At 70.3% G+C, this 22,463-nt stretch carries 15 protein-coding genes and 2 rRNA genes (1 of these 17 running past the window's edge); 8 read left to right on the top strand and 9 right to left on the bottom strand.

Going from position 1 to position 22,463, the window contains the following annotated elements; all coding sequences use genetic code 11:
- Positions 1 to 195 precede the first annotated feature (195 nt).
- Positions 196 to 789: an Rv3235 family protein gene (locus tag ACZOOI_RS18665; protein ID WP_465276934.1), complete on the top strand. Its 594-nt coding sequence runs from the start codon at positions 196 to 198 to the stop codon at positions 787 to 789.
- A 196-nt stretch (positions 790 to 985) separates the two neighbouring features.
- Here ACZOOI_RS18665 and secA read toward each other — a convergent pair whose 3' ends face one another.
- On the bottom strand, positions 986 to 3,754 hold the full coding sequence (secA, locus tag ACZOOI_RS18660; protein WP_465276933.1) for a preprotein translocase subunit SecA: 2,769 nt from the start codon (positions 3,752 to 3,754) through the stop codon (positions 986 to 988).
- Between the two features lie 139 nt (positions 3,755 to 3,893).
- On the opposite strand from secA, the gene ACZOOI_RS18655 reads away from it, so the two are divergent.
- Entirely contained in the window at positions 3,894 to 4,424 is a 531-nt protein-coding gene (locus ACZOOI_RS18655) for a GNAT family N-acetyltransferase (protein ID WP_465276932.1), read from the top strand.
- Between the two features lie 28 nt (positions 4,425 to 4,452).
- Positions 4,453 to 5,661 carry a winged helix-turn-helix domain-containing protein gene (locus tag ACZOOI_RS18650; RefSeq protein ID WP_465276931.1) on the top strand — a complete coding sequence of 403 codons (1,209 nt, stop codon included), beginning with the start codon at positions 4,453 to 4,455 and terminating at the stop codon, positions 5,659 to 5,661.
- Between the two features lie 116 nt (positions 5,662 to 5,777).
- Here the strand turns inward: ACZOOI_RS18650 and ACZOOI_RS18645 are convergent, their stop codons facing one another.
- The 6 genes from ACZOOI_RS18645 to mtrA all read right to left on the bottom strand — a co-directional run bounded on the left by ACZOOI_RS18645 (position 5,778) and on the right by mtrA (position 12,659).
- A complete protein-coding gene (locus ACZOOI_RS18645; RefSeq protein WP_052174179.1) occupies positions 5,778 to 6,488 on the bottom strand; it encodes a response regulator in 711 nt (236 codons plus the stop codon).
- 219 nt (positions 6,489 to 6,707) lie between these two features.
- The gene (gene hpf, locus ACZOOI_RS18640; RefSeq protein WP_355539874.1) at positions 6,708 to 7,388 is read right to left on the bottom strand and encodes a ribosome hibernation-promoting factor, HPF/YfiA family; all 681 of its coding nucleotides are present in this window, start codon (positions 7,386 to 7,388) and stop codon (positions 6,708 to 6,710) included.
- Positions 7,276 to 7,641 (bottom strand): phosphoribosyltransferase family protein, encoded by a 366-nt coding sequence (locus ACZOOI_RS18635; protein WP_465281233.1) that lies wholly within the window; start codon positions 7,639 to 7,641, stop codon positions 7,276 to 7,278. The genes hpf and ACZOOI_RS18635 overlap by 113 nt, the downstream gene beginning before the upstream one ends.
- Positions 7,642 to 8,408: 767 nt before the next feature.
- The gene (locus tag ACZOOI_RS18630; RefSeq protein WP_465276930.1) at positions 8,409 to 10,184 is read right to left on the bottom strand and encodes an LpqB family beta-propeller domain-containing protein; all 1,776 of its coding nucleotides are present in this window, start codon (positions 10,182 to 10,184) and stop codon (positions 8,409 to 8,411) included.
- A complete protein-coding gene (gene mtrB / locus ACZOOI_RS18625) occupies positions 10,181 to 11,965 on the bottom strand; it encodes an MtrAB system histidine kinase MtrB (protein ID WP_465276929.1) in 1,785 nt (594 codons plus the stop codon). The genes ACZOOI_RS18630 and mtrB overlap by 4 nt, the downstream gene beginning before the upstream one ends.
- A gap of 16 nt (positions 11,966 to 11,981) precedes the next feature.
- On the bottom strand, positions 11,982 to 12,659 hold the full coding sequence (gene mtrA, locus ACZOOI_RS18620; RefSeq protein ID WP_026219725.1) for an MtrAB system response regulator MtrA: 678 nt from the start codon (positions 12,657 to 12,659) through the stop codon (positions 11,982 to 11,984).
- A gap of 383 nt (positions 12,660 to 13,042) precedes the next feature.
- Between mtrA and ACZOOI_RS18615 the strand changes: the two genes are divergently transcribed.
- The 5 genes from ACZOOI_RS18615 to ACZOOI_RS18595 are packed head-to-tail and all read left to right on the top strand — an operon-like array spanning position 13,043 to position 18,535.
- Complete coding sequence (locus ACZOOI_RS18615) at positions 13,043 to 14,467, top strand: hypothetical protein (RefSeq protein WP_465276928.1); 1,425 nt, start codon at positions 13,043 to 13,045, stop codon at positions 14,465 to 14,467.
- The gene (locus ACZOOI_RS18610) at positions 14,464 to 15,129 is read left to right on the top strand and encodes a DUF4129 domain-containing protein (protein WP_465276927.1); all 666 of its coding nucleotides are present in this window, start codon (positions 14,464 to 14,466) and stop codon (positions 15,127 to 15,129) included. The genes ACZOOI_RS18615 and ACZOOI_RS18610 overlap by 4 nt, the downstream gene beginning before the upstream one ends.
- Positions 15,126 to 16,268 (top strand): DUF4350 domain-containing protein, encoded by a 1,143-nt coding sequence (locus tag ACZOOI_RS18605; RefSeq protein WP_465276926.1) that lies wholly within the window; start codon positions 15,126 to 15,128, stop codon positions 16,266 to 16,268. Before ACZOOI_RS18610 ends, ACZOOI_RS18605 begins: the two co-directional genes overlap by 4 nt.
- Positions 16,265 to 17,233, top strand: coding sequence for an AAA family ATPase (locus ACZOOI_RS18600; RefSeq protein ID WP_465276925.1), 969 nt, complete (start codon positions 16,265 to 16,267; stop codon positions 17,231 to 17,233). Before ACZOOI_RS18605 ends, ACZOOI_RS18600 begins: the two co-directional genes overlap by 4 nt.
- Before the next feature lie 6 nt (positions 17,234 to 17,239).
- Positions 17,240 to 18,535, top strand: coding sequence for a DUF58 domain-containing protein (locus ACZOOI_RS18595; RefSeq protein WP_465276924.1), 1,296 nt, complete (start codon positions 17,240 to 17,242; stop codon positions 18,533 to 18,535).
- Between the two features lie 1,155 nt (positions 18,536 to 19,690).
- On the opposite strand, the gene rrf is transcribed toward ACZOOI_RS18595, so the two are convergent.
- Positions 19,691 to 19,807 (bottom strand): 5S ribosomal RNA (gene rrf, locus ACZOOI_RS18590).
- A gap of 126 nt (positions 19,808 to 19,933) precedes the next feature.
- Positions 19,934 to 22,463 (bottom strand): 23S ribosomal RNA (locus ACZOOI_RS18585) (it continues 599 nt past the right edge of the window).

Below are 22,463 nucleotides of genomic sequence, written 5' to 3'. Positions count from 1 at the left end.
CGCCACATTGCGTGAGTCGACGCGTCAGCGTAATCCCCGGGCCGGCCGAACGAATGGTTGACCGTGCGTCGCGGGCCGGCTAGGAAGTGCCTGCACACGTCCCGGTCGGGGGAACGAGCGGAACGAGTGCGGCACGCCCATACCCGGCACGTCGGCGTCGGGTACCTCATGTTCGGCACTTCTCGGGGAGGACCCATGGTCCACACGAACACCGCCCGCACCACTTCGCCACCGCACCTGTACGTGGTGCGCGCGCCCGCCGGCGAAAGCCCCTTCGACCCGGCCCCGGCCGGCCGACCCGGGCGCGACCCGCTCCCGCCGGGCGCGCCCGCGCACCGGTCCGCACGGGTGTACGGCTCACTCGCACTCGCACCCGAGCCCGGCTTCGTCGCCCGACCGGTGTCGCGGCCCGCGCTGCGGCTGATCCACACGCCGGCCGAGCCGGACCCGACCGAGGCCCGCCTGCGCGCCCGGCGGCTGGCCCACGCGCTGGCCGAGATCGGCTCCGGCCTGCGGGCGGTGGGCCAACTGCGTCCGTACGCCTCCACCGCCGTCTATGCCACCACGCAACACCTGGTCCGCCGACTCGCCGCCCGCCGGGTCGGCCGGCTGAGCGTGGAATCGTGCGGCGGTCGCACCCCGGCCGACGGCGTCGCCGAGGGCTACGCCCGCCTGCGCGCCGCCTCCTGGGTCCTCACCCTGGCCTTCCGCCTCGAACGCGACGCACCCACCCGCCACCCCACCGACACCTGGCTGTGCACGGCCCTGGAACACGACAACCTGACCTGACCCCGACCCGGCCCCGAACGCCCGAGGGCCCGGACCGCAACCGCGATCCGGACCCTCGGGTCGGCCATCCCATCGGGCAAGCCGTCGACCACCGGCCTGCCCAGCACCCTCCGGCTCGTCCGGCGTTCGAGGACAGGCGGGCCACTGGCCGGCCGCCCTCCCCGACCCACCGCGCCGGCCGAACCGGGAGGAGCGCCTACTTCTTCTTGCGCTTCGCGCGCTGCGCGCGCCTGCGCTCTGCGCGGGTCGCACCCTCGTCGACCTCGACGTCGTCCTCGTCGAAGTTCTCCTCGGAGGTGATCACACCGCCCTCGCCGTCGATCGTCGGCGCGGTGTACTGCAGGTGCGCCGGTCGCTGCGGGGCGTCCAGGCCCTTCGCGTGGATCTCCGGCAGCGGCGCGGCCTTGTCGATCGAGATGCTCGGCGCCTCGGGCACCTGCTCGATCTCGACCTCGACGTTGAAGAGGTAGCCGACCGACTCCTCCTTGATGCCCTCCATCATGGCGTTGAACATGTCGAAGCCCTCGCGCTGGTACTCCACCAGCGGGTCGCGCTGCGCCATCGCCCGCAGGCCGATGCCCTCCTGGAGGTAGTCCATCTCGTAGAGGTGCTCACGCCAGCGGCGGTCGAGCACCGAGAGGATGACCCGGCGCTCCAGCTCGCGCATGACCTCCTCGCCGAGCTTTTCCTCACGCAGCGCGTAGGCGGCCTGGGCGTCCGCCCGAAGCAGTTCGACGAGCTGCTCGGTGTCCAGGTCGGAGCGGTCGCCGAACTCCTCCTCGACCTCCTCGATCGTGATGCTGACCGGGTAGAGGCGCTTGAGGTTGGCCCACAACTTCTCCAGGTCCCACTCCTCGGCGAAACCCTCGGTCGCGCCGTGCACGTACGCCTCGACGGTGTCGTCGATGAAGTGGCCGATCTGCTCCTGCAGGTTCTCGCCCGCGAGCACGCGGCGGCGCTCGCCGTAGATCACCTCGCGCTGGCGGTTCAGCACCTCGTCGTACTTGAGCACGTTCTTGCGGATCTCGAAGTTCTGCTGCTCGACCTGGGTCTGCGCGGACTTGATCGCGTTGGAGACCATCTTCGATTCGATCGGCTGGTCCTCCGGCACGTTGGCCAGGGTCAGCACGCGCTCGACGATGTTGGCCTTGAACAGGCGCATCAGGTCGTCGCCGAGGGAGAGGTAGAAGCGCGACTCGCCGGGGTCGCCCTGACGGCCGGAACGACCGCGCAGCTGGTTGTCGATCCGGCGGGACTCGTGCCGCTCGGTGCCCAGCACGTACAGGCCACCGAGCTCGGAGACCTCCTCGTGCTCGGCCTTGACCGCCTTCTTGGCCTTCTCCAACGCGTCCGGCCAGGCGGCCTCGTACTCCTCCGGCGTCTCGGTCGGGGTGAGCCCGCGCTGGGCGAGTTCGGCCGCGGCGAGGTGGTCGGGGTTGCCGCCGAGCATGATGTCGGTGCCTCGGCCGGCCATGTTGGTGGCCACCGTGACCGCGCCCTTGCGCCCCGCCTGCGCGACGATCTGCGCCTCGCGCTCGTGGTGCTTGGCGTTGAGCACCTCGTGCGGCACGCCGCGCTTGCGCAACTGGGCGGAGAGGTACTCGGACTTCTCCACGCTGGTGGTGCCGACCAGGACCGGCTGGCCCTTCTCGTGCTTTTGCGTGATGTCGTCCACGACCGCGTTGAACTTGGCCTCCTCGGTCTTGTACACGAGGTCGGACTGGTCCACGCGCTGCACCGAGCGGTGGGTGGGGATGGGTACCACGCCGAGCTTGTAGATCTGGTGGAACTCGGCGGCCTCGGTCATCGCCGTACCGGTCATGCCGCCGAGCTTCTTGTACAGGCGGAAGAAGTTCTGGAGGGTGACGGTGGCCAGGGTCTGGTTCTCGTCCTTGATGTCCACCCCCTCCTTGGCCTCGATCGCCTGGTGCATGCCCTCGTTGTAGCGGCGACCGGCGAGGATGCGGCCGGTGTGCTCGTCGACGATGAGCACCTCGCCGTCCACGACCACGTATTCCTTGTCCCGCTTGTACAGCTCCTTCGCCTTGATGGCGTTGTTCAGGTAGCCGACCAGCGGGGTGTTGACCGCCTCGTAGAGGTTGTCGATGCCCAGGTAGTCCTCGACCCGGCTGACGCCGGACTCGTGGATCGCGACGGTGCGCTTCTTCTCGTCGACGTCGTAGTCGCCGGTCTCCTCGATGCCCTTGAGCGGGTTGGCCGCCTCGCCGCGCTTGAGCCGCTTGACCATCTTGGCGAAGTCGGCGTACCACTTCGTGGCCTGGTCGGCCGGGCCGGAGATGATCAGCGGCGTGCGGGCCTCGTCGACCAGGATCGAGTCGACCTCGTCGACCACCGCGAAGAAGTGGCCGCGCTGCACCAGCTCTTCGGACGACCACGCCATGTTGTCGCGCAGGTAGTCGAAGCCGAACTCGTTGTTGGTGCCGTAGGTGATGTCGTAGCCGTACGCCTTGCGGCGCTCGTGCGGCGGCATGTTGGCCAGGATGCAGCCGACGGTCAGGCCCAGGAAGCGGTGGACGCGTCCCATCCACTCCGAGTCGCGCTCGGCGAGGTAGTCGTTGACCGTGACCACGTGCACGCCCTCGCCGGCGATCGCGTTCAGGTAGGCGGGCAGCGTGGAGACGAGGGTCTTGCCCTCGCCGGTGCGCATCTCGGCGATGTTGCCCAGGTGCAGTGCGGCACCACCCATCAGCTGCACCTTGTAGTGCCGCTGGCCCAGGGTGCGGCGGGCGGCCTCGCGAACGGTGGCGAAGGCTTCCGGAAGCAGGTCGTCGAGGGTCTCCCCGTCGGCGTAGCGCTGCTTGTACTCGTCCGTCAGTGCCCGAAGCTCGGCATCGGAGAGGTCCTTGAAGTCATCTTCGATCGACTCGATCTGATCTGCGATGCGGTTGAGCTTGCGCAGGATTTTGCCCTCGCCGGCGCGCAGGACCTTGTCGAAGATAGACACGCTGGATGAGCTCCTTGCCCGACGGCGCCCGCCCGCCTTTCGGACGTGACGGCACGGCGGGGCCCGTCCCGCCGATACGGCCATCGTATGCGAGGAGGCAAGCCGGGATCGAGCCTCGCGGGCCGGCACAGTGACCGGCATGGAACCTGTGGAGATCGCGGCGGGGCGCTTTCAGCTCCGGCCCTGGAACGAACACGACGTCGAGGTGGTCGGCGATGCCCTCGCCGATCCCGGGATCACCCGCTGGATGGCGGCGCCGACGGACGGTGATCCGCACGCGTGGCTGGCCGCCCGCACAAAGCGGTGGGCAACCGGGGAGAGCGCCTCGTTCGCGGTGATGGACGCGGTGACGGGCGAGGTCCACGGCCATGTGGCACTCAAGAACATCGTCCCGAAACGGCGCACGGGCGAGATCGGCTACTGGACGCTCGCGAGCGCGCGCGGTCGTGGTGTGGCCCGGCACGGGGTGGGCGCGGTGACCCGGTGGGCGTTCGGCGCACTGGACCTGCACCGGGTGGAACTGCGGCACGCGGTGGGCAACGCCGCCTCGTGCGCGGTCGCGAACGCGGCCGGATATGCACTCGAAGGAGTACTCCGGGACTGCGTCATCGGCGCCGCCGAGCCCTTCACCGACGTACACCTGCACGCCCGGCTCGCCACGGACACCTGATGCGAACACACGTTCTAAGGTGGCGGGCATGACCTCTTCGCCGACCATCGCGCCGAGCATCGAGTTGACCGCCGACGAGGCCCGCCGGATCGTGCTGGCCGCCCAGGGTCTCCTGGGCGCACCCGACCGCCGCGCGGGCGTACTCGGCGTGCTGCACTCGCTCGGCGCGGTGCAGCTCGACACCATCTCGACCCTGGCCCGCTCACACGAACTGGTGCCGTACGCCCGCCTGGGCCCGGTCGGCCGACCGGCCGTCGAGAGCGCCTACTGGAACGGCACGACGGCCTTCGAGTACTGGTCGCACGCGGCCTGTGTGCTGCCGATGTCCACCTGGCCGGACTTCGCCTTCCGCCGTCGGCACTACCGCGGGCGCGGCCGGCTGTGGGGCCATCAGGTCGCCGAGGACGCCTACAAGACCATCCTGGAACGGCTGCGCGCCGAGGGTCCGCTGACCGCCACCGGCCTGGGCGGCGCCAAGAACAAGGGCGAGTGGTGGGACTGGAGCGAGACCAAGATCGCGGCCGAACGCGCGCTCGCCTTCGGTGACGTGGTCTGCGTGCGCCGCGAGAGCTGGAAGCGGGTGTACGACCTGCCGGAGCGGGTGATCCCGCCGGCCCTGCTCGCCGAGGAGCCCGACGACGCCGAGTGTGTGCGCCGCCTGGTCGCCCTGGCCGGCCGGCAGCTGGGCGTGGCCACCCGGGCCGACCTGATGGACCAGTACCGACTGACCCGGGCCCAGGTGGACGCCGCGCTCCCGGACAGCGGCCTGATCCCGGTCACCGTCGCGGGCTGGGGCGAGCGGGCCGCACGCGAGGGCACCTGGGCCGATCCCGACGCGCTGGCCGCTCCCCTACGCGGTCGCCACCGCACCACGCTGCTGTCGCCGTTCGACGCGCTGGTGTGGGACCGACCGCGCACGGCAAGGGTGTTCGGCGGCTTCGAGCACCGCCTGGAGGCGTACGTGCCGGCCGCCAAGCGGGTGCACGGCTACTTCGTGATGCCGCTGCTCGCGGGCGGGCGTCTGGTCGGTCGGGTGGACCCGGCGCGCGAGGGACGCACGCTGGTGGCCCGGCGGTTGTCCTTCGAGGCCGGCGCCAGGGTCGGCGAGCGCACGCTCGCGGCCGCGGCCGACGCGCTGCGCGAGGCCGCACGCTGGGTGGGCTGCGAGGATGTCCGGATCGAGCAGATCGACCACGAAACCACCCGCGCACCCCTGAACGCCCTGCTCGCCGGCTGACCCGACGCCACACCGATCCCCTACGCCACGCCGACCCCACCCGCCGGCCGAGCCATCCGACAGCGCGGCCGGCGCCCGAGGCCGACCGGGTGGCCCGGCCGGCCCGCGTGCGGGATCTAGTCGCCGATCTCCAGGATCTTCTCCCGCATCGCGTAGACCACGGCCTCCATGCGTGAGTGCAGCTGGAGCTTCTCCAGGATGTTGCGCACGTGGTTCTTGACCGTGTTCTCGCTGATGAACAACTGCTTGGCGATGTCGCGATTGTTGCGCCCGGTGGCCACCAGACGCAGCACCTCGATCTCGCGATCGGTCAACCGTGGCGCCGGCACCAGGCGTCGTTCGTCGTCGCGCCGGCTCATCGACTTGAACTCGGTCAGCAGCTTGACCGCCATCGACGGGCTGATCTGCGACTGCCCGTCGGCCACCGCGCGAATCGCCGAGGCCACTTCGCCGTGCGAGATCTCCTTGAGCAGGTAGCCGGTCGCGCCGGCCTTGATCGCGTCGTAGAGGTCGGCCTCTTCCTCACTCATCGTCAGCATGATGATCTGCGTGCTGGGCGCGACTTCCTTGATCGCCGTACACGCCTCGATGCCGCCGCGTCTGGGCATCCGGACGTCCATCAGGATGATGTCGGGCAGCAGATCCTGTGCGGCTTCCAGCGCCTCGGCGCCGTCCCCCGCCTCGCCCACCACCGTGATGTCCGGTTCGGGCGCGAGCACGATGTCCAGACCCCGGCGAAACAGATCGTGGTCGTCGACCACCAGCACGCGAATCGGTTCGCCCGCTGAGCCGTGGTCCACGCGGGTCGGAACAGACTGTTCACCCACCGTGTTTCCCCCCTGGGTCGGCACGATCCGTGTCCAGGACATGATCCCACGTGATCGCCACGACGCCAGGCCCTGATGGGTGTTATGTGCGGAACGTACTTGCGAAGCGGAACTTTCGCCAGGGAACGCCAGGGTCGAGGACGCAACCGACGCCGAAACCCCGAGGGGTTTCGGCGTCGGATGACCGCCGGAGGGCGCGACGGGACGGCCCGACCGCTGCTACTGCGGTCCGCCGTCCTCGCGGTCCTCGGGCTTGAGGTGGATCACACCGTAGTCGTAGCCATGCCGGCGGTACACCACGCTCGGCCACTTGGTGCTCGAATCGATGAACAGATAGAAGTCGTGGCCTACCAACTCCATCTCGTACAGCGCCTGGTCGAGCGCCATCGGACGCCCGGCGTGTACCTTCTCGCGAACCACGAGGGGGCCTTCGCCGTCTACCTCGATCGGGCCCGCCATGTGCGGCTGGGGCCTCAATTCGCCGTTCTTCACAGCCTCGATGTCTTCCGCGGACGCCACCACGGCCCCATTGAGCCGATCGGCGTGATTGATCTCCGCAGTGGCCGCGCCCACCGATACGGGGGAGCGGTGACCATGGTGCACGCGCCGCCGGTCGGCGGCCTTGCGCAACTGCGCCTCGAGTCTCGCGCACGCCATGTCGAGTGCGGCGTATGGGTCGGACGCGGCGGCTTCGCCCCGGATGACGGGACCACGCGTGTTCAACGTGATCTCCACCCGGTCCGAACGCTCCGCCAGCCGCGGGTTCCGCTCCTTGGAGACCTCCACGTCAACGCTGATCACCTTGTCGTCGAGCTTGCGGATCTTCTCCAGCTTCTCGACACAGTGCCTGCGAAAACGCTCGGGTACCTCGGTCTTGCGGCCCTTGACGACAATGTCCACGCAGAACTCCATCCATTGCGCCATGCCGGAGGGGTGGGCACCCATCCGGCCGACCAAGCCGTCGATGCTCCTGCTCCGTCGCGCGCCGCCGGGCGGTCGCGGCCACCACAGCCGCCGCCTCGACTCGCCCTCCCGCGGCTCGGACCGCACGGGTCGCCTCCGCGAGAGTTGCGCCGGTGGTGCAAACATCATCGACGACGATCACCACACTAATGCCCGTAAACAAGGGCGCCAACCTGTCCGAAACGATCATTGCTCGGCGGACGTTCATCCGTCGTTCATGCGCGGAAAGGCCGGATTGGTCCCGTACACGACGGGTATGTCGCAGCGCCGGCAGCACCCGTGTGGGCACCCCGGCGGCCCGCAGACGACCGGCCGCCCGCAGGGCCAGTTCGCGGGTGGCGTCCCGCCCCCGGCGACGTACCGCGGCCCGGGTCGAGGGCACCGGGACCAGCAGGGTGGGCCCGGCCGGTTCGGGCAGCCCAGCCGCCGCGGCCCGCGCAAGCGCGTCGCCGAGGGGGCGCGCCAGCCGGCGTGCGCCGTGCTCCTTGTACGCGGCCAGCACCGAGCGCACCGGTCCCGCGTACGCGGTGATCGCGTGCACCGGCGGCAGGCCCTCCGGCGCGGACGTCGGTCGCACGGGCGCGGGCTCCGGAGCGAACACCGCGCGGCATCGCCCGCACAGCAGCGCACCGGGCTCGGCGCAGCCCGTGCAGGACACGGGCAGCACCAGGTCGGCCCATGCCGCGAGCACCCGACGCCGTTCCATGCCCCCAAGCTCGCACGCCCGGCCCGAAAACGGATCCGCGGCACCCGGAACCACCCGATCCGGTCATGGCGCGCCGTGGCGGACGATCGAACCGGCCACCACCCGACCCGATCCGACCGAAACGGATCGGCCGGCGGCACCCGCGGCCGGGCCCCCGGGGCGGACCCGGGCCCCGGTCCGAGTCGGCCCGCCGGACCTCGGCGAGGCCGCCGGGAGCCCTCGGACTCCGCCGGCCAGGCCCGGGGCAGGCCCTAGCCGGGATAGACCGGATACATGCCGCTGTGCACCTTGGTCCAGTTGTTGCCCTGGGACAGCTGGTAGATGTTGTCCTCGCCGGAGTCCGCCAGCAGGGGCTGGTCCGAGCCGTCCGGGGCCGCGATGTGCAGCATGCCGTTGACCGAGGCCACCGACACCGAGAGGCCGCCGTCGATGTCGACGATCTGCGGCGCCAGCGCGCCCTGGCCCTCCTTGCCCAGCACCACGAGCCGGTCCGGGCCGTTCCAGGAGATCGCCTTGACCTCGACCAGCGAGGGGATCACCGAGCGCGGTGCGGCGATGGTCAGGGCCACCGCGCCGTTGCTCACCCGCCGCTCCACCCGGCCGATCAGCACCTTGCCGTTGTCCACGATCAGCGCGGCCCGGGTGCCGTCCGGGGACAGTCGCAGGCCGGTGATCCGCGCGGCGGTGATGCCCTGCACGTCGACCGAGACCCGGGTGATCTGCTTGCGCTCGTCCTCGTACAGCGCGAGCACCCGTTCGGCGTCCTTGCTGCGATCCAGCACCCACAGCACGCCGCGGCCGTCCCAGGTCGGGCTGAACAGCGACGCCGGGCCGGTGGTCAGCCACTCCTGGACCTCGCCGTGGCCGTCCACGTCGCCGACCATCAGTCGGCGACCGTTGGTGTCGATGCCCGCGATCCGCCGGCGGAACGGGTCCCGCGAGACGGCGATCTGGTCGACCTTGTAGGTGCCGTCGCCGAACGGTCCGGGCAACACCGGCGGATTGCCGTTGGGGCCGGGCACCACGTTGACCACGTTGCCCTTGGCGATGAAGTAGCCGGTGGGCGCGGACGTCCTGGCGGCCCGCCCGGGGTCGTACTGGGCGGCGTCGTCGTCGGAGAGCGAGCACATCGGCTCGCCGCCACCGGTGATCGAGACGGAGTCCACGCCGGAGACCTGGCGCAGCGTGTACAGCAGCTGGGCGGCCATCCGCTCGCAGCCCTTGGTCTGGGCGAGCCTGGCCTGTCGGTTCAGTTGCACCCGGGCGGTCCGGTTGTCCTCGATCGAGACGACCCGGTCGGCGGGTTCGGTGCCTGCCGGGAACGCGCTCTCCACCACGGGCCGCAACCAGTCGGTCGGGCCACCCACCAGTTGGCGCACCAGTGCCGAGGTCAGCCCGACGCGGCTGCGCAGGTAGACCGGGTCGGGCACGAGGATTTCCTTGCCCACCGGCATCGCGGTGGCGAACCAGTAGGTGTTCACCGACCGGTAGATCCGGTGGAACTCGGCCCGGGACAGGATCAGCCCGTCCGGCAGGTCGGCGATCCGCCACTGGTTGTCGGTGCCCAGGCGCAATTCCAGGGTCGCCCGGTACTGCGCGTTCGGCTGCTGCTCGGGCTGGTAGGCGTGGCGGTTGTCGACCGTGCCCACCCGGGTGCCGGACACCTCCGCCTGGTAGGTCCGCTCGTCTGCGCCGGGCACCAGTTCGATCCGGGCGATCCTCTCGAGCACCACGATCTCCCGGTCGGGCGCCCATTTGGACCCGGCCTCGGGGGTCAGGTAGGCGCGCGCCGTCACGTAGTCCGGCTCGTCGCTGGTGACCGCTTCCAGGAAGCCGGCGACCATCCCGTGCGGCTGCTCGCCGGGCTTGGGCGGCACGGCGAAGACCCTTACCTGCTGCTCGGGCCCCTGGTCCTTGCTGCCGCCCTTGGCGGCCTCGCGCACGCTGCCGCTGTGCGGCATGGACGCGCACGCGCCGAGCGTGCACACCACGCACACCAGGGCCAGGAACGAGCCGATCCGCCTCATCGATTGCCTCCCGCGGGGCCGGCCGCGCGCACGGTGCGCCGATACGGCGAGCCCGCCGGGCCCAGGCCCCGATTGGCCCGCGAGTCCTCGGGTTCCAACGGCAGCGGCGAGCGCACCAGCTCGCCGCCCGCGGTCTTGGGCAGGCTCAGCCGGAACTGCGAGCCGCCGCCGGGCTCGCCCCACGCCTGTAGCCAGCCGCCGTGCAGGTGCGCGTCCTCCAACGCGATCGACAGGCCCAGCCCGGTACCGCCGGTGGTCCGGGCCCGGGCCGGATCGGCCCGCCAGAAGCGGGCGAACACCAGCGAGGACTCGCCGGGCTTGAGGCCCACGCCGTAGTCGCGCACGGCCACCGCGACCGAGTCCTCGCCGCCCGCCACGGTGACCACCACGTCGTGGCCCTCACCGTGCTCGACCGCGTTGACCACCAGGTTGCGCAGCACCCGGTCGATCCGGCGCGGGTCCACCTCGGCCACGCACGGCTTGTCCGGCACACGCACCACCAGCCGGCTGCCGCGCCGCTCGGCCAGCGGCTCCGCGCCCTCGACCACCCGGCGCACCAGGTCGCGCAGGTCCACCGGCTCGGCGTCCAACACGGCCGCGCCCGCGTCGAAGCGGCTGATCTCCAACAGGTCCGACAACAACGCCTCGAACCGGTCCAGCTGGTTCTGCAACAACTCGGCCGAGCGCCGGGTGGCCGGGTCGAAGTCCTCGCGGGCCTCGTGCAGCACGTCGGCGGCCATCCGCACGGTGGTCAGCGGAGTGCGCAGCTCGTGCGAGACGTCCGAGACGAACCGGCGCTGCACCCGCGAGAGCTCCTCCAGTTGCCGGATCTGGTTCTGCAGATTGGAGGCCATCTTGTTGAACGAGGAGCCCAATCGGGCCAGGTCGTCCGCGCCGACCACGCGCATGCGCTCCTCCAGGCGACCGGCGGCCAGCCGCTCGGCGATCCGCGCCGCCATCCGGACCGGGGTGACCACCCACCGGGTCACCAGCGCCGCGATCGCCACCAGGAGCAGCACCAGGAACACCCCGGCGGTGGCCAGGGTGCTGCGCACCAGGCCCAGGGTCTTCTCCTCCGGGCCGAAGGAGAAGAAGTAGTAGAGCTGGTAGGACCCGCCGTCCGGGTCCTCCAGTTGCGCGCCGACCACCAGGCCGGCCTCGCGGGTGGTCTCGGCCGAGCCGTCGCCGTGCTGGCCCTCGCGCACGATCTGGGTGTACTGGAGCAGTGCCACGCCGCGCTTGAGCCCGACCTCGCGGCGCAGTGCGGCGGGCACGCTGGAGTCGGGGACCACGTCGCCGGAGGCCCGGGGGCTGCGGCCGGACCCGGGCGGGTTCTCCGCCGTGTCCTGACTGGTCGCGGCCACGTCGTACACCCCCTGGCCGCCGCTGGAGAGCTGTTTGACCAGCGCGTTGAGCCAGTCGCCGGTGTTCACCCGGTTGCCGGACCCCGGCGTGGCGGCCGGCACGCCGGTGGGCACCTGGACGTGCCGGCTCGGGTTGGTGGCGATCTCGTCGGCCTGCGCGCGGGCGTCCGCGAACCCGCCCTGGGCCTGGGACCGGGCGGAGGCCACCTTCGCGTCCAACAGACCGTTGCGGACCTGGCCGACCACCACCACCCCGAGCAGCACCATCACCGCGACGGACAACACCAATGTGGTGGCCACGACCCGAAACTGGATCGATCTGTTCCACAGCGCCATGACCCGGCCCACGCCGCCGCGCACGCGACGCAGGGCGAGGGACCAGGCCGATGGGGACGGCGACCGCTGTGCGGTGCTCACCGGAACGAACTCAAGGTCAGGCCGGTCCCGCCTTGTAGCCGACCCCGCGCACGGTGACCACGGTCTCCGGACGCTCGGGGTCGCGCTCGATCTTCGAGCGCAGCCGCTGCACGTGCACGTTCACCAAGCGGGTGTCGGCCGCGTGTCGATATCCCCAGACCTGTTCGAGAAGCACCTCGCGGGTGAACACCTGCCAGGGCTTGCGGGCGAGTGCGACAAGGAGGTCGAACTCCAGCGGGGTCAGTGCGATGTTCTGCCCGTCCCGCTTCACGGCGTGGCCGGCCACGTCGATCACCAGATCGCCGATCACCAACTGCTCCGGGGTGGGTTCTTCGGCTCTGCGCAGGCGGGCCCGCACACGAGCGACAAGCTCCTTGGGCTTGAACGGTTTGATCACATAGTCGTCGGCTCCGGATTCCAGCCCGACCACGACGTCGACCGTGTCGCTCTTGGCGGTGAGCATCACGATCGGCACGCCGGACTCGGCACGGATCTGGCGGCAGACGTCGATGCCGTCTCGGCCGGGCAGCATCAGGTCCAGCAGCACCAGGTCCGGTTTTACATCCCGGAAAGCCTGGAGTGCCTTGTCGCCGTCCGCCACGAACGACGGCTCGAACCCTTCGCCACGCAGCACGATGCCGAGCATCTCGGACAGTGCGGTGTCGTCGTCAACGATGAGGACGCGTCCCTTCATGTGCATCATCGTCGCATTACCGGATTGTGACCTGCACTCATCCGACCGATTCCGGCCGCGTCCATCAGTGACAAAACACCCCAAATACCGACGATTGCGGCCGAGGAGAGTGTGGAGTCACGTCGATTTCCGGGCCGTACGCCGACCCTCCGCCCGGCGCAACGGACGTTTCGGCCACGAACCCGACCGCCACCGACCCCCGCCGGCGCCCGCCGACGACCCGGCCGGGGCGGCGCCGGAACGTGTGGCGCGTGCTCGACGTTGTCCCCGCGGCCGATGTGCCCGTGCGGGCGGACCGGATCCGATGGCCGCCCGTTCATCCGAGCCGCACACAGGCATGCCACGATGAGTCACCACCCGATCAGGACGAGGAGCGCAATCGCATGACGGACTCGCCCGGCTCGGCCGGCCCGGACGCCCCGGGGCCGGACGGAGAACGCCCGGCGGACGACGCCACGTCACCCGACCGGTCCGCACCCGCGCCCGCCTCGCCGTCTCCGGCCACGCCCCCGTCCCCATCCTCGTCCGCGTCCGCGTCCGCGTCCGCGGACAAGCCGCCGTCCCCGGACAAGCCGTCCCTGGACAAGGCACCCGCTCCGGACGAGCCCACGACCCCGGAACAGCCGGCCCCCAAGGCCCCAGCCCCCGGCTGGGCCCCGGTCCAGCCGCCCGCCGCCGGCTGGGGACCCCCGCACCAGGGCCCCGCCACCGGCTGGGGAGCCCCACACCAGCCCCCGGGCGCCGACCCGCGCTGGGGCACCGCCGGACAGCAGCCGCCGCTGTGGGGTGCGCCTCCCGGCTGGAACGGCCCCTACGTGCAGGCCGCCAAGCCCGGCGTGATCCCGCTGCGCCCGCTGAGCGTCGGCGAGATCCTGGACGGCGCCTTCGCCGCCATGCGCGCGCACTGGAAGGTCATGATCGGCATCGCCGTCGTGGTCGCCCTGCTCACCCAGTGCCTCGAAGTACCGGTCACCTGGCTGCTGAACCGCGAGTTCTCGCCCAGCGACCTCGGCGACGACCCCACCGGCGAGGAGGCGTGGCGCTACCTGCGCGACACCGCCGCACTGGTGATCGTGCCGATCGTGGTGGCCACCCTGGGCCAGATCGCCGCCACCGCGATGCTCACCGTCGTGGTCAGCCGCGCCGTGATCGCCAAGACCATGTCCGCCGCCCAGGCCTGGACGGCGGTCCGCCCGCTGCTCCCGCGCCTGCTCGGCGTCACCTTCGCCACCTGGCTGATCCCGGTCGGCACACTCCTGGTGGCGATGTTGCCGGGCCTGCTCCTGCTGGCCGTCGGCGCCGAGGGCCTCGGCGCCCTGCTGCTGCTCCCGGGCATGATCGGCGGCATCGTCGCGGCGATCTACCTCTACGTCTGCCTCTCCCTCGCCGGCCCCACGCTGATGCTCGAGAAGCAGTCGGTGCGCAAGTCGCTGGAGCGCTCGCGCAAGCTGGTCACCGGCTCGTGGTGGCGCGTCTGCGGCATCCTGCTGCTGATCGCGCTGATCATGACGATCGTCGGCGGCATCATCCAGACACCGTTCCTGCTCGCCTCCGACGGCATCTCCGCGATCACCGCGTCCAAGGCCTCCGACATCCCGGACCCCTCCTTCGTCGACCTGCTGATCACCGGCGTCGGCTCGGTGATCGCCGCCGCGCTGCTCTACCCCTTCGCCGCCGGCGCCACCGCACTGCTCTACATCGACCAGCGCATCCGCCGCGAGGCACTCGACCTCGACCTCGCCCGCGCGGCCGGCGTCCTGGACGAAGAGCCCGGCGGCGACGCGACCTCGGGACCCGCGCCGGCGTGACCCGGCACGCGCTCGCGACCCTGGTCCGGGACTGGGACCCGGTGGACATCCCGCGCGACGACGCGCGGGATGCCGCCCGGGACGAGCTCTCGCGCACCGAATACCACCGCAACGACCCCGGCCCGGTCCGCCGGGCGCTGGACTGGTTCCTCGACCGCCTGGGCGACCTGATCTCCCGGGCGGGCGACCACAGCCCCGGCGGCGGCCTCGGCCTCGTGGTGATCGTGCTCCTGGTGATCGCCGCGCTCGTGGTGCTGCGGCTGCGGCTGGGCCCGCTGCGCACCGCCCGCCGCGCCGAGCTCCCGCTGTACGGCGACCGGGGCCCGCTGTCGGCCGCCGAGCACCGCGCGGCCGCCGACGCGCATGCCGCCGGGGGCCGCTGGGACGAGGCGGTCCGGGAACGCTTCCGCGCGATCGTGCGGGCCCTGGAGGAACGCGCCGTGCTCGACGTACGCCCCGGCCGCACCGCCGACGAGGCCGCCGCAGAGGCCGGCCGCGCGCTGCCCGAGGCGGCGGCGGACCTGCGCGCCGCCGCCGCGACGTTCGACGACGTGCACTACGGCGGCCGTACCGCCGACCGGGACCTGGACCGGGACCTGCGCGACCTCGACGCCCGCTGCGCCGCCGCCCGGCCACGCGTCGACGAGCGGATGCCCCGATGAGCGACACCGCGCTCGGCCCCACCACCGAGCAGCTGTGGCGCCGGGTGCGCATGCCCCTGGCCCTGTTCGCCCTGGTCCTGATCGTGGTCTCCGCACTCGTGCTGATCCGCGGCGACCGCCACGAGGGCCGACTCGACCCGCGCTCCACCCACCCCCAGGGCAGCAAGGCCCTGGCCCAACTGCTGCGGGCACGCGGCGTGGAGGTGCACCGGGTCCGCTCCGCCGAGGAGGCGGCCCGGACGATCCGCCCGGACAGCACCCTCGTGGTGCCCTTCCCGAACCTGCTCGCCGACGCGCAGCTGCGCACCCTCGCCGCCGCCGGCCCGGCCCGCACCGTCCTGGTCCGCCCCGACGAGGCCGCGCTCGCGATCCTGGCCCCCGGCGTACACACCGCCCCCGACGCGCACCACCGCACCCTGCAACCGCGCTGCCCGCTGCCCGCCGCGACCCGGGCCGGCGACGCGGACACCGGCGGCGTGCGGTTCGACACCGACCTGCTCCCCGACGCCACCGGCTGCTACCCCGACGCGGGCCGCCCCACCCTGGTGCTCACCCCGCCCCGCGCCGGCCACGACTCCGTCGTACTCGGCTCCGGCAGCCCGCTGGTCAACGACCGCCTCGACGACAACGGCAACGCCGCCCTCGCCCTGAACCTGCTCGGCGCCCACCCGCACCTGGTCTGGTACCTGCCCGGCGCCGACGAACTCCCGCCCGCCGACGACTCGCTGTGGGACCTGCTGCCCGCCGGCTGGCGCTGGGGCGCCGCCCAACTGGCCGTCGCCGCCGTCCTGCTCGCCCTGTGGCGGGCCCGCCGACTGGGCCCGGTGGTGGCCGAACCGCTCCCGGTCGTGGTCCGCGCCGCCGAGACCGTCGAGGGCCGCGCCCGGCTCTACCGCCGCGGCCGCGCCCGCGACACCGCCGCCGAACTGCTGCGCGCCGCCACCCGCGAACAACTCGCCCGCATCCTGGGCGCCGAGCCCACCGAGGCCGCCCTGATCGCCTCGATCACCACCCGCACCGACCACACGAGCGCGCACGTGCACGCCCTGTTGTACGGTGCGAGCCCGGAGAGCGACGAGGCCCTCGTCACCCTGTCCGACGAACTCGACGCGCTGATAAGGCAGGTACGCACGACGTGAGCGCACCCGAGCAGACCCGCGAGGCGCGCGACGCGCTCGAAGCCCTGCGCGGCGAGATCGGCAAGGCCGTGGTCGGCCAGGACGCCGCCGTCACCGGACTGGTGATCGCCCTCCTGTGCCGCGGCCACGTGCTCCTGGAAGGCGTGCCCGGCGTCGCCAAGACGCTGATGGTGCGCGCCCTCGCCCGCAGCCTGGACCTGACCACCACCCGCGTGCAGTTCACCCCGGACCTGATGCCCGGCGACGTCACCGGCTCGATGGTCTACGACGCCCGCACCGCCGCGTTCTCCTTCCGCGAGGGCCCGGTGTTCACCAACCTGCTCCTCGCCGACGAGATCAACCGCACGCCGCCCAAGACCCAGGCCGCACTGCTCGAAGCCATGGAGGAGCGCCAGGTCTCGGTCGACGGCACCACCCGCCCGCTGCCCGACCCGTTCATGGTCGCGGCGACACAGAACCCGATCGAGTACGAAGGCACCTACCCGCTGCCCGAGGCCCAACTGGACCGCTTCCTGCTCAAACTCACCCTGCCGCTGCCCGAACGCGCCGACGAGATCGTGGTGCTGCGCCGGCATGCCGAGGGCTTCGACCCGCGCGACCTCGAAGCCGCCGGCGTCCGCCCGGTCGCGGGCGCCGCGGACCTGGCGGCCGGCCGCCGAGCCGTGACCGACCTGCGCATCGAACCGGACATCCTGGCCTACGTCGTGGACGTCTGCCGAGCCACCCGGACCTCCCCGTCGCTGGCCATGGGCGTCTCCCCCCGCGGCGCCACCGCCCTGCTCGCCGCCGCCCGCGCGTGGGCCTGGCTGGCCGGCCGCGACTACGTCACCCCCGACGACGTCAAGGCACTGGCCCGACCGGCACTGCGACACCGCGTACGACTGCGTCCCGAGGCCGAGATGGAGGGTGTGACCCCCGACGTGGTGATCGACGCCGTCCTGGCGCACACCCCGGTCCCGCGTTAACCGCCGATGGCCCTGACCGGTCGCGCCGTCCTGGCCGCAGCACTGGGCGTCCTGGTGGTCGGCCTGCTGCTGCCCTCGCTGATCGGCCTGGCCGTGGTCGAGGGCGCACTGCTGCTCGGCATCCTCGCCGACCTGCTGCTCGCCGCCGGCGTCCGCGGCCTGACCTTCGAGCGGGGCGGCGACACCGCGGTCCGCCTCGGCGAACGCGCCGAGGTCACGCTGACCGTCACCAACCCCGGCACCCGCCCCCTGCGCGGCCGACTGCGCGACGCCTGGCCGCCCAGCACCGGCACCACCACCCAGCGGCACGACCTGAACATCCCCGCCGGCGAACGCCGCCGCCTCACCACCACGATGACCCCCACCCGCCGCGGCGACCGCAACGCCCACCGGGTCACGGTCCGTTCCGTCGGCCCGCTCGGCCTGGCCGCCCGCCAGGGCTCGCACCACGTGCCCTGGCGACTGCGCGTGCTGCCCGGCTTCCCCAGCCGCCGACTGCTCCCCTCCAAGCTGGAACGGCTGCGCGAACTCGACGGCCGCTCGGCCCTGCTCACCCGAGGCGCCGGCACCGAGTTCGACACGCTGCGCGAGTACGTCCCCGGCGACGACGCCAAATCGATCGACTGGCGCGCCTCCGCCCGCAACCAGGGCGTCGTGGTACGCACGTGGCGCCCCGAACGCGACCGGCACATCCTGGTCGTGCTGGACACCGGCCGCACCTCGGCCGGCCGCATCGGCGACATCCCCCGCCTGGACGCCGCGATGGACGCGACCCTGCTGCTGACCGCGGTCGCCAACCACGCCGGCGACCGGGTCGACCTGCTCGCCTACGACCGCCGGGTACGCGCCGAGGTCCGCCGCGCGCCCCGGAACGGCACACTCCCGGCCTTCGTCCAGGCAATGGCCACGCTGGAACCGGAGTTGGTCGAACCCGACGCCCGGACCCTGATCGCCGAGATCCTGCGCCGCACCCCGCGCCGCTCGTTGATCGTGCTGATCACCGGCCTGGAACGGGAGGCGGTCCAGGAGGGCATCCTTCCGGTGCTGCCGCAACTGGCCGCACGACACGAGGTGATCGTGGCGGCGGTCGCCGACCCGGCGATCACCGCCATGGCCGCCCACCGCGGCGACGCCACGGCGGTCTACGAAGCCGCCGCCGCCGAACGCGAACTCGCCGAACGCCGCTCCACGGCCGCCGAATTGCGCCGAAGGAACGTCACCGTCGTGGACGCGCCCCCGGGCGAACTGGCTTCGGGGCTCACCGATACGTACCTGGCTTTGAAACTGGCGGGGCGGTTGTAGGGCGGGGCGGCTGTAGGGCGGGGGCGCTGGGGTGTCCTCTGGGATGGATGCTCTCTGGGGCTTCCCTTGGGCTTTTCCCTGGGACTTCCCCTGGGTCGTTCCCTGGGAATTCCCTTCCGGCAGCGGGAGTTCGAGTCATCTGCGGTGCGGTTTCGGCGGGCTGGGGCGCGGGTGGCTTTGTGCTCACCGGTCGGCGTGGTCCGGCGGAGATCGGCCCGGTCCCACGGTCACCGGCGGTCAGGAGCCCTGGGCTCCCCGGCGAGAGACAGGCCTCGCCCGCGGAGAAAAGCGCTGGCAACGGCGCGGAGGGTGGGCAGCCCCGTCAGGTCCGCCGGGGGACCCTCCCGGGTGGGTCGGGCCGTTTCGACGGGCGTTTCGGGTCGGGTCGGCCGGGAGGAGACTCCTTCGGGGGCTGGCAGGTCCCGATCCGGATCCCGAGACGCTTTCCAGCCCGCAGTCTTTCGCCGACCTGCGGTTTTGCATCACCGGCCGGTGAAAGCGCGTTCGGCGGGCGGGGTTTCGCACTCCGGCGACCGAAACCGCCCGCTCCCCGCCCCACTTCCCCCCGCCCTCGCCACCGAACGCCCACCGCACGCCGAAAACACCCGGCCCACTCGGGAAGGCTCCCCGGCGGACCTGACCGGGCTGCCCTCCTGCTCTGCCGTTGCCAGCGCTTTTCTCCGCAGGCGAGGCATGTGTCTCGCCGGGGAGCCCAGGGCTCCTGACCGCCGGTGACCGTGGGACCGGGCTGTTCTCCGCCGGTCCACGCCGACCGGTGAGCACAAAGCCACCCGCTGCCCATCCAAGCGCGACCGCCGGCCGAGAACGCGCGACCCACTCGGGAAGGTTCCCCGGCGGACCTGACCGGGCCGCCCACCCCACCGCGCCGTTGCCAGCGCTTTTCCGGCAAGCAACACCCGTGTCTTGCCGGGGAGCCCAGGGCTCCTGACCGCCGGTGACCCTGGGACCGGGCCGATCTCCACCAGGCCACGCCGACCGGTGAGCACAAAGCCACCCGCGCCCAAGCCCACCGAAACCGCACTGCAGCTCGGAACCCAAGAGCCGGCGCACCCCCGGGGAATCCCCGGGAACCCCGGGATTGCCCGGGAAACGCAAAAGGCCCATCCCTTTCGGGATGGGCCTTTCACACGTAGATTCCGGCGGCGTCCTACTCTCCCACACCCCTTCGAGTGCAGTACCATCGGCGCTGGAGAGCTTAGCTTCCGGGTTCGGAATGAGACCGGGCGTTTCCTCTCCGCCAAGACCACCGGAAAACCATCGAACCCAACAATAGGGCCGTTCGGTGAACCAGAAATCACATGCGGTGATTCAATTATCAAAACGGGTTCCCCGAAACCGATTGCGGTTCGGGAACCACACAGTGGACGCGTAGCAACTGAGGACAAGTCCTCGGCCTATTAGTACCGGTCAGCTCCACCCCTTACAGGGCTTCCACACCCGGCCTATCAACCCGATCGTCTCTCGGGGGCCTTACCCAACCGAAGTTGGTGGGAGTCCTCATCTCGAAGCAAGCTTCCCGCTTAGATGCTTTCAGCGGTTATCCCTCCCGAACGTAGCCAACCAGCCATGCCCTTGGCAGAACAACTGGCACACCAGAGGTTCGTCCGTCCCGGTCCTCTCGTACTAGGGACAGCCCTTCTCAAGACTCCTACGCGCACAGCGGATAGGGACCGAACTGTCTCACGACGTTCTAAACCCAGCTCGCGTACCGCTTTAATGGGCGAACAGCCCAACCCTTGGGACCTACTCCAGCCCCAGGATGCGACGAGCCGACATCGAGGTGCCAAACCATCCCGTCGATATGGACTCTTGGGGAAGATCAGCCTGTTATCCCCGGGGTACCTTTTATCCGTTGAGCGACGGCGCTTCCACAAGCCACCGCCGGATCACTAGTCCCTGCTTTCGCACCTGCTCGACCTGTCGGTCTCACAGTCAAGCTCCCTTGTGCACTTACACTCGACACCTGATTGCCAACCAGGATGAGGGAACCTTTGGGCGCCTCCGTTACCCTTTAGGAGGCAACCGCCCCAGTTAAACTACCCATCAGACACTGTCCCTGATCCGGATCACGGACCCAGGTTAGACATCCAGCACGACCAGAGTGGTATTTCAACGATGACTCCACGAACACTGGCGTGTCCGCTTCAAAGTCTCCCACCTATCCTACACAAGCCGAACCGAACACCAATATCAAACTATAGTAAAGGTCCCGGGGTCTTTCCGTCCTGCTGCGCGAAACGAGCATCTTTACTCGTAGTGCAATTTCACCGGGCCTGTGGTTGAGACAGTCGAGAAGTCGTTACGCCATTCGTGCAGGTCGGAACTTACCCGACAAGGAATTTCGCTACCTTAGGATGGTTATAGTTACCACCGCCGTTTACTGGCGCTTAAGTTCTCAGCCTCGCCCCGAAGAGCTAACCGGTCCCCTTAACGTTCCAGCACCGGGCAGGCGTCAGTCCGTATACATCGTCTTACGACTTCGCACGGACCTGTGTTTTTAGTAAACAGTCGCTTCTCGCTGGTCTCTGCGGCCACCACCAGCTCGGAGAGCAAGTCTCCTCACCAACAATGGCCCCCCTTCTCCCGAAGTTACGGGGGCATTTTGCCGAGTTCCTTAACCACAGTTCACCCGAACGCCTTAGTATTCTCTACCTGACCACCTGAGTCGGTTTGGGGTACGGGCCGCCACGACACTCGCTAGAGGCTTTTCTCGGCAGCATAGGATCATCCACTTCCCCACAATCGGGTCGGCATCAGGTCTCAGGCTCGTGTTGTGCGGATTTGCCTACACAACGCCCTACACCCTTACCCCGGGACTACCACCGCCCGGGCTGGACTACCTTCCTGCGTCACCCCATCGCTCACCTACTACCCGATTGGTTCGGCGGCTCCACCAAAACCGTTCACCCGAAGGATCCCGGCGGCTTCACGGCCTTAACATCACGAGGTTCAGCGCTGGCGCATCGTAGCGGGTACGGGAATATCAACCCGTTGTCCATCGACTACGCCTGTCGGCCTCGCCTTAGGTCCCGACTTACCCTGGGCGGATTAGCCTGCCCCAGGAACCCTTGGTCATCCGGCGCACACGTTTCTCACGTGTGATTCGCTACTCATGCCTGCATTCTCACTCGTGCAGCGTCCACCGCTGGTTTCCACCGCGACTTCACTCGCTGCACGACGCTCCCCTACCCATCCGTACGCCTGAACCACGAAGGCTTGGCTATATGCACGAATGACACGACTTCGGCGGTGCGCTTGAGCCCCGCTACATTATCGGCGCGGAATCACTTGACCAGTGAGCTATTACGCACTCTTTCAAGGGTGGCTGCTTCTAAGCCAACCTCCTGGTTGTCTCTGCGACTCCACATCCTTTCCCACTTAGCGCACGCTTGGGGGCCTTAGTCGGTGCTCTGGGCTGTTTCCCTCTCGACCACGGAGCTTATCCCCCGCAGTCTCACTGCCGCGCTCTCACTTACCGGCATTCGGAGTTTGGCTTATCTCAGTAACCTGGTGAGGCCCATCAACAATCCAGTGCTCTACCTCCGGCAAGAAACACACGACGCTGCACCTAAATGCATTTCGGGGAGAACCAGCTATCACGGAGTTTGATTGGCCTTTCACCCCTAACCACAGGTCATCCCCCAGGTTTTCAACCCTGGTGGGTTCGGGCCTCCACACGGTCTTACCCGCGCTTCACCCTGCCCATGGCTAGATCACTCCGCTTCGGGTCTTGGGCGCGCGACTCAATCGCCCTGTTCGGACTCGCTTTCGCTACGGCTACCCCACACGGGTTAACCTCGCCACACACCGCAAACTCGCAGGCTCATTCTTCAAAAGGCACGCAGTCACGGCCACCCACGACTAAACGCGGATGACGACGCTCCCACGGCTTGTAGGCACACGGTTT

This window comes from Embleya sp. L77 (assembly GCF_055557415.1).
This window is presented reverse-complemented; position numbering and strand designations above follow the sequence as displayed.

Excerpts from the sequence above, each read along its gene's own strand:
- mtrA (WP_026219725.1), bottom strand. The coding sequence starts at position 12,659 with ATGAAGGGACGCGTCCTCATCGTTGACGACGACACCGCACTGTCCGAG.
- ACZOOI_RS18665 (WP_465276934.1), top strand. The coding sequence starts at position 196 with ATGGTCCACACGAACACCGCCCGCACCACTTCGCCACCGCACCTGTAC.
- ACZOOI_RS18605 (WP_465276926.1), top strand. The coding sequence starts at position 15,126 with ATGAGCGACACCGCGCTCGGCCCCACCACCGAGCAGCTGTGGCGCCGG.
- ACZOOI_RS18615 (WP_465276928.1), top strand. The coding sequence starts at position 13,043 with ATGACGGACTCGCCCGGCTCGGCCGGCCCGGACGCCCCGGGGCCGGAC.
- ACZOOI_RS18630 (WP_465276930.1), bottom strand. The coding sequence starts at position 10,184 with ATGAGGCGGATCGGCTCGTTCCTGGCCCTGGTGTGCGTGGTGTGCACG.
- ACZOOI_RS18635 (WP_465281233.1), bottom strand. The coding sequence starts at position 7,641 with ATGATCGTTTCGGACAGGTTGGCGCCCTTGTTTACGGGCATTAGTGTG.
- ACZOOI_RS18655 (WP_465276932.1), top strand. The coding sequence starts at position 3,894 with ATGGAACCTGTGGAGATCGCGGCGGGGCGCTTTCAGCTCCGGCCCTGG.
- ACZOOI_RS18595 (WP_465276924.1), top strand. The coding sequence starts at position 17,240 with ATGGCCCTGACCGGTCGCGCCGTCCTGGCCGCAGCACTGGGCGTCCTG.
- ACZOOI_RS18650 (WP_465276931.1), top strand. The coding sequence starts at position 4,453 with ATGACCTCTTCGCCGACCATCGCGCCGAGCATCGAGTTGACCGCCGAC.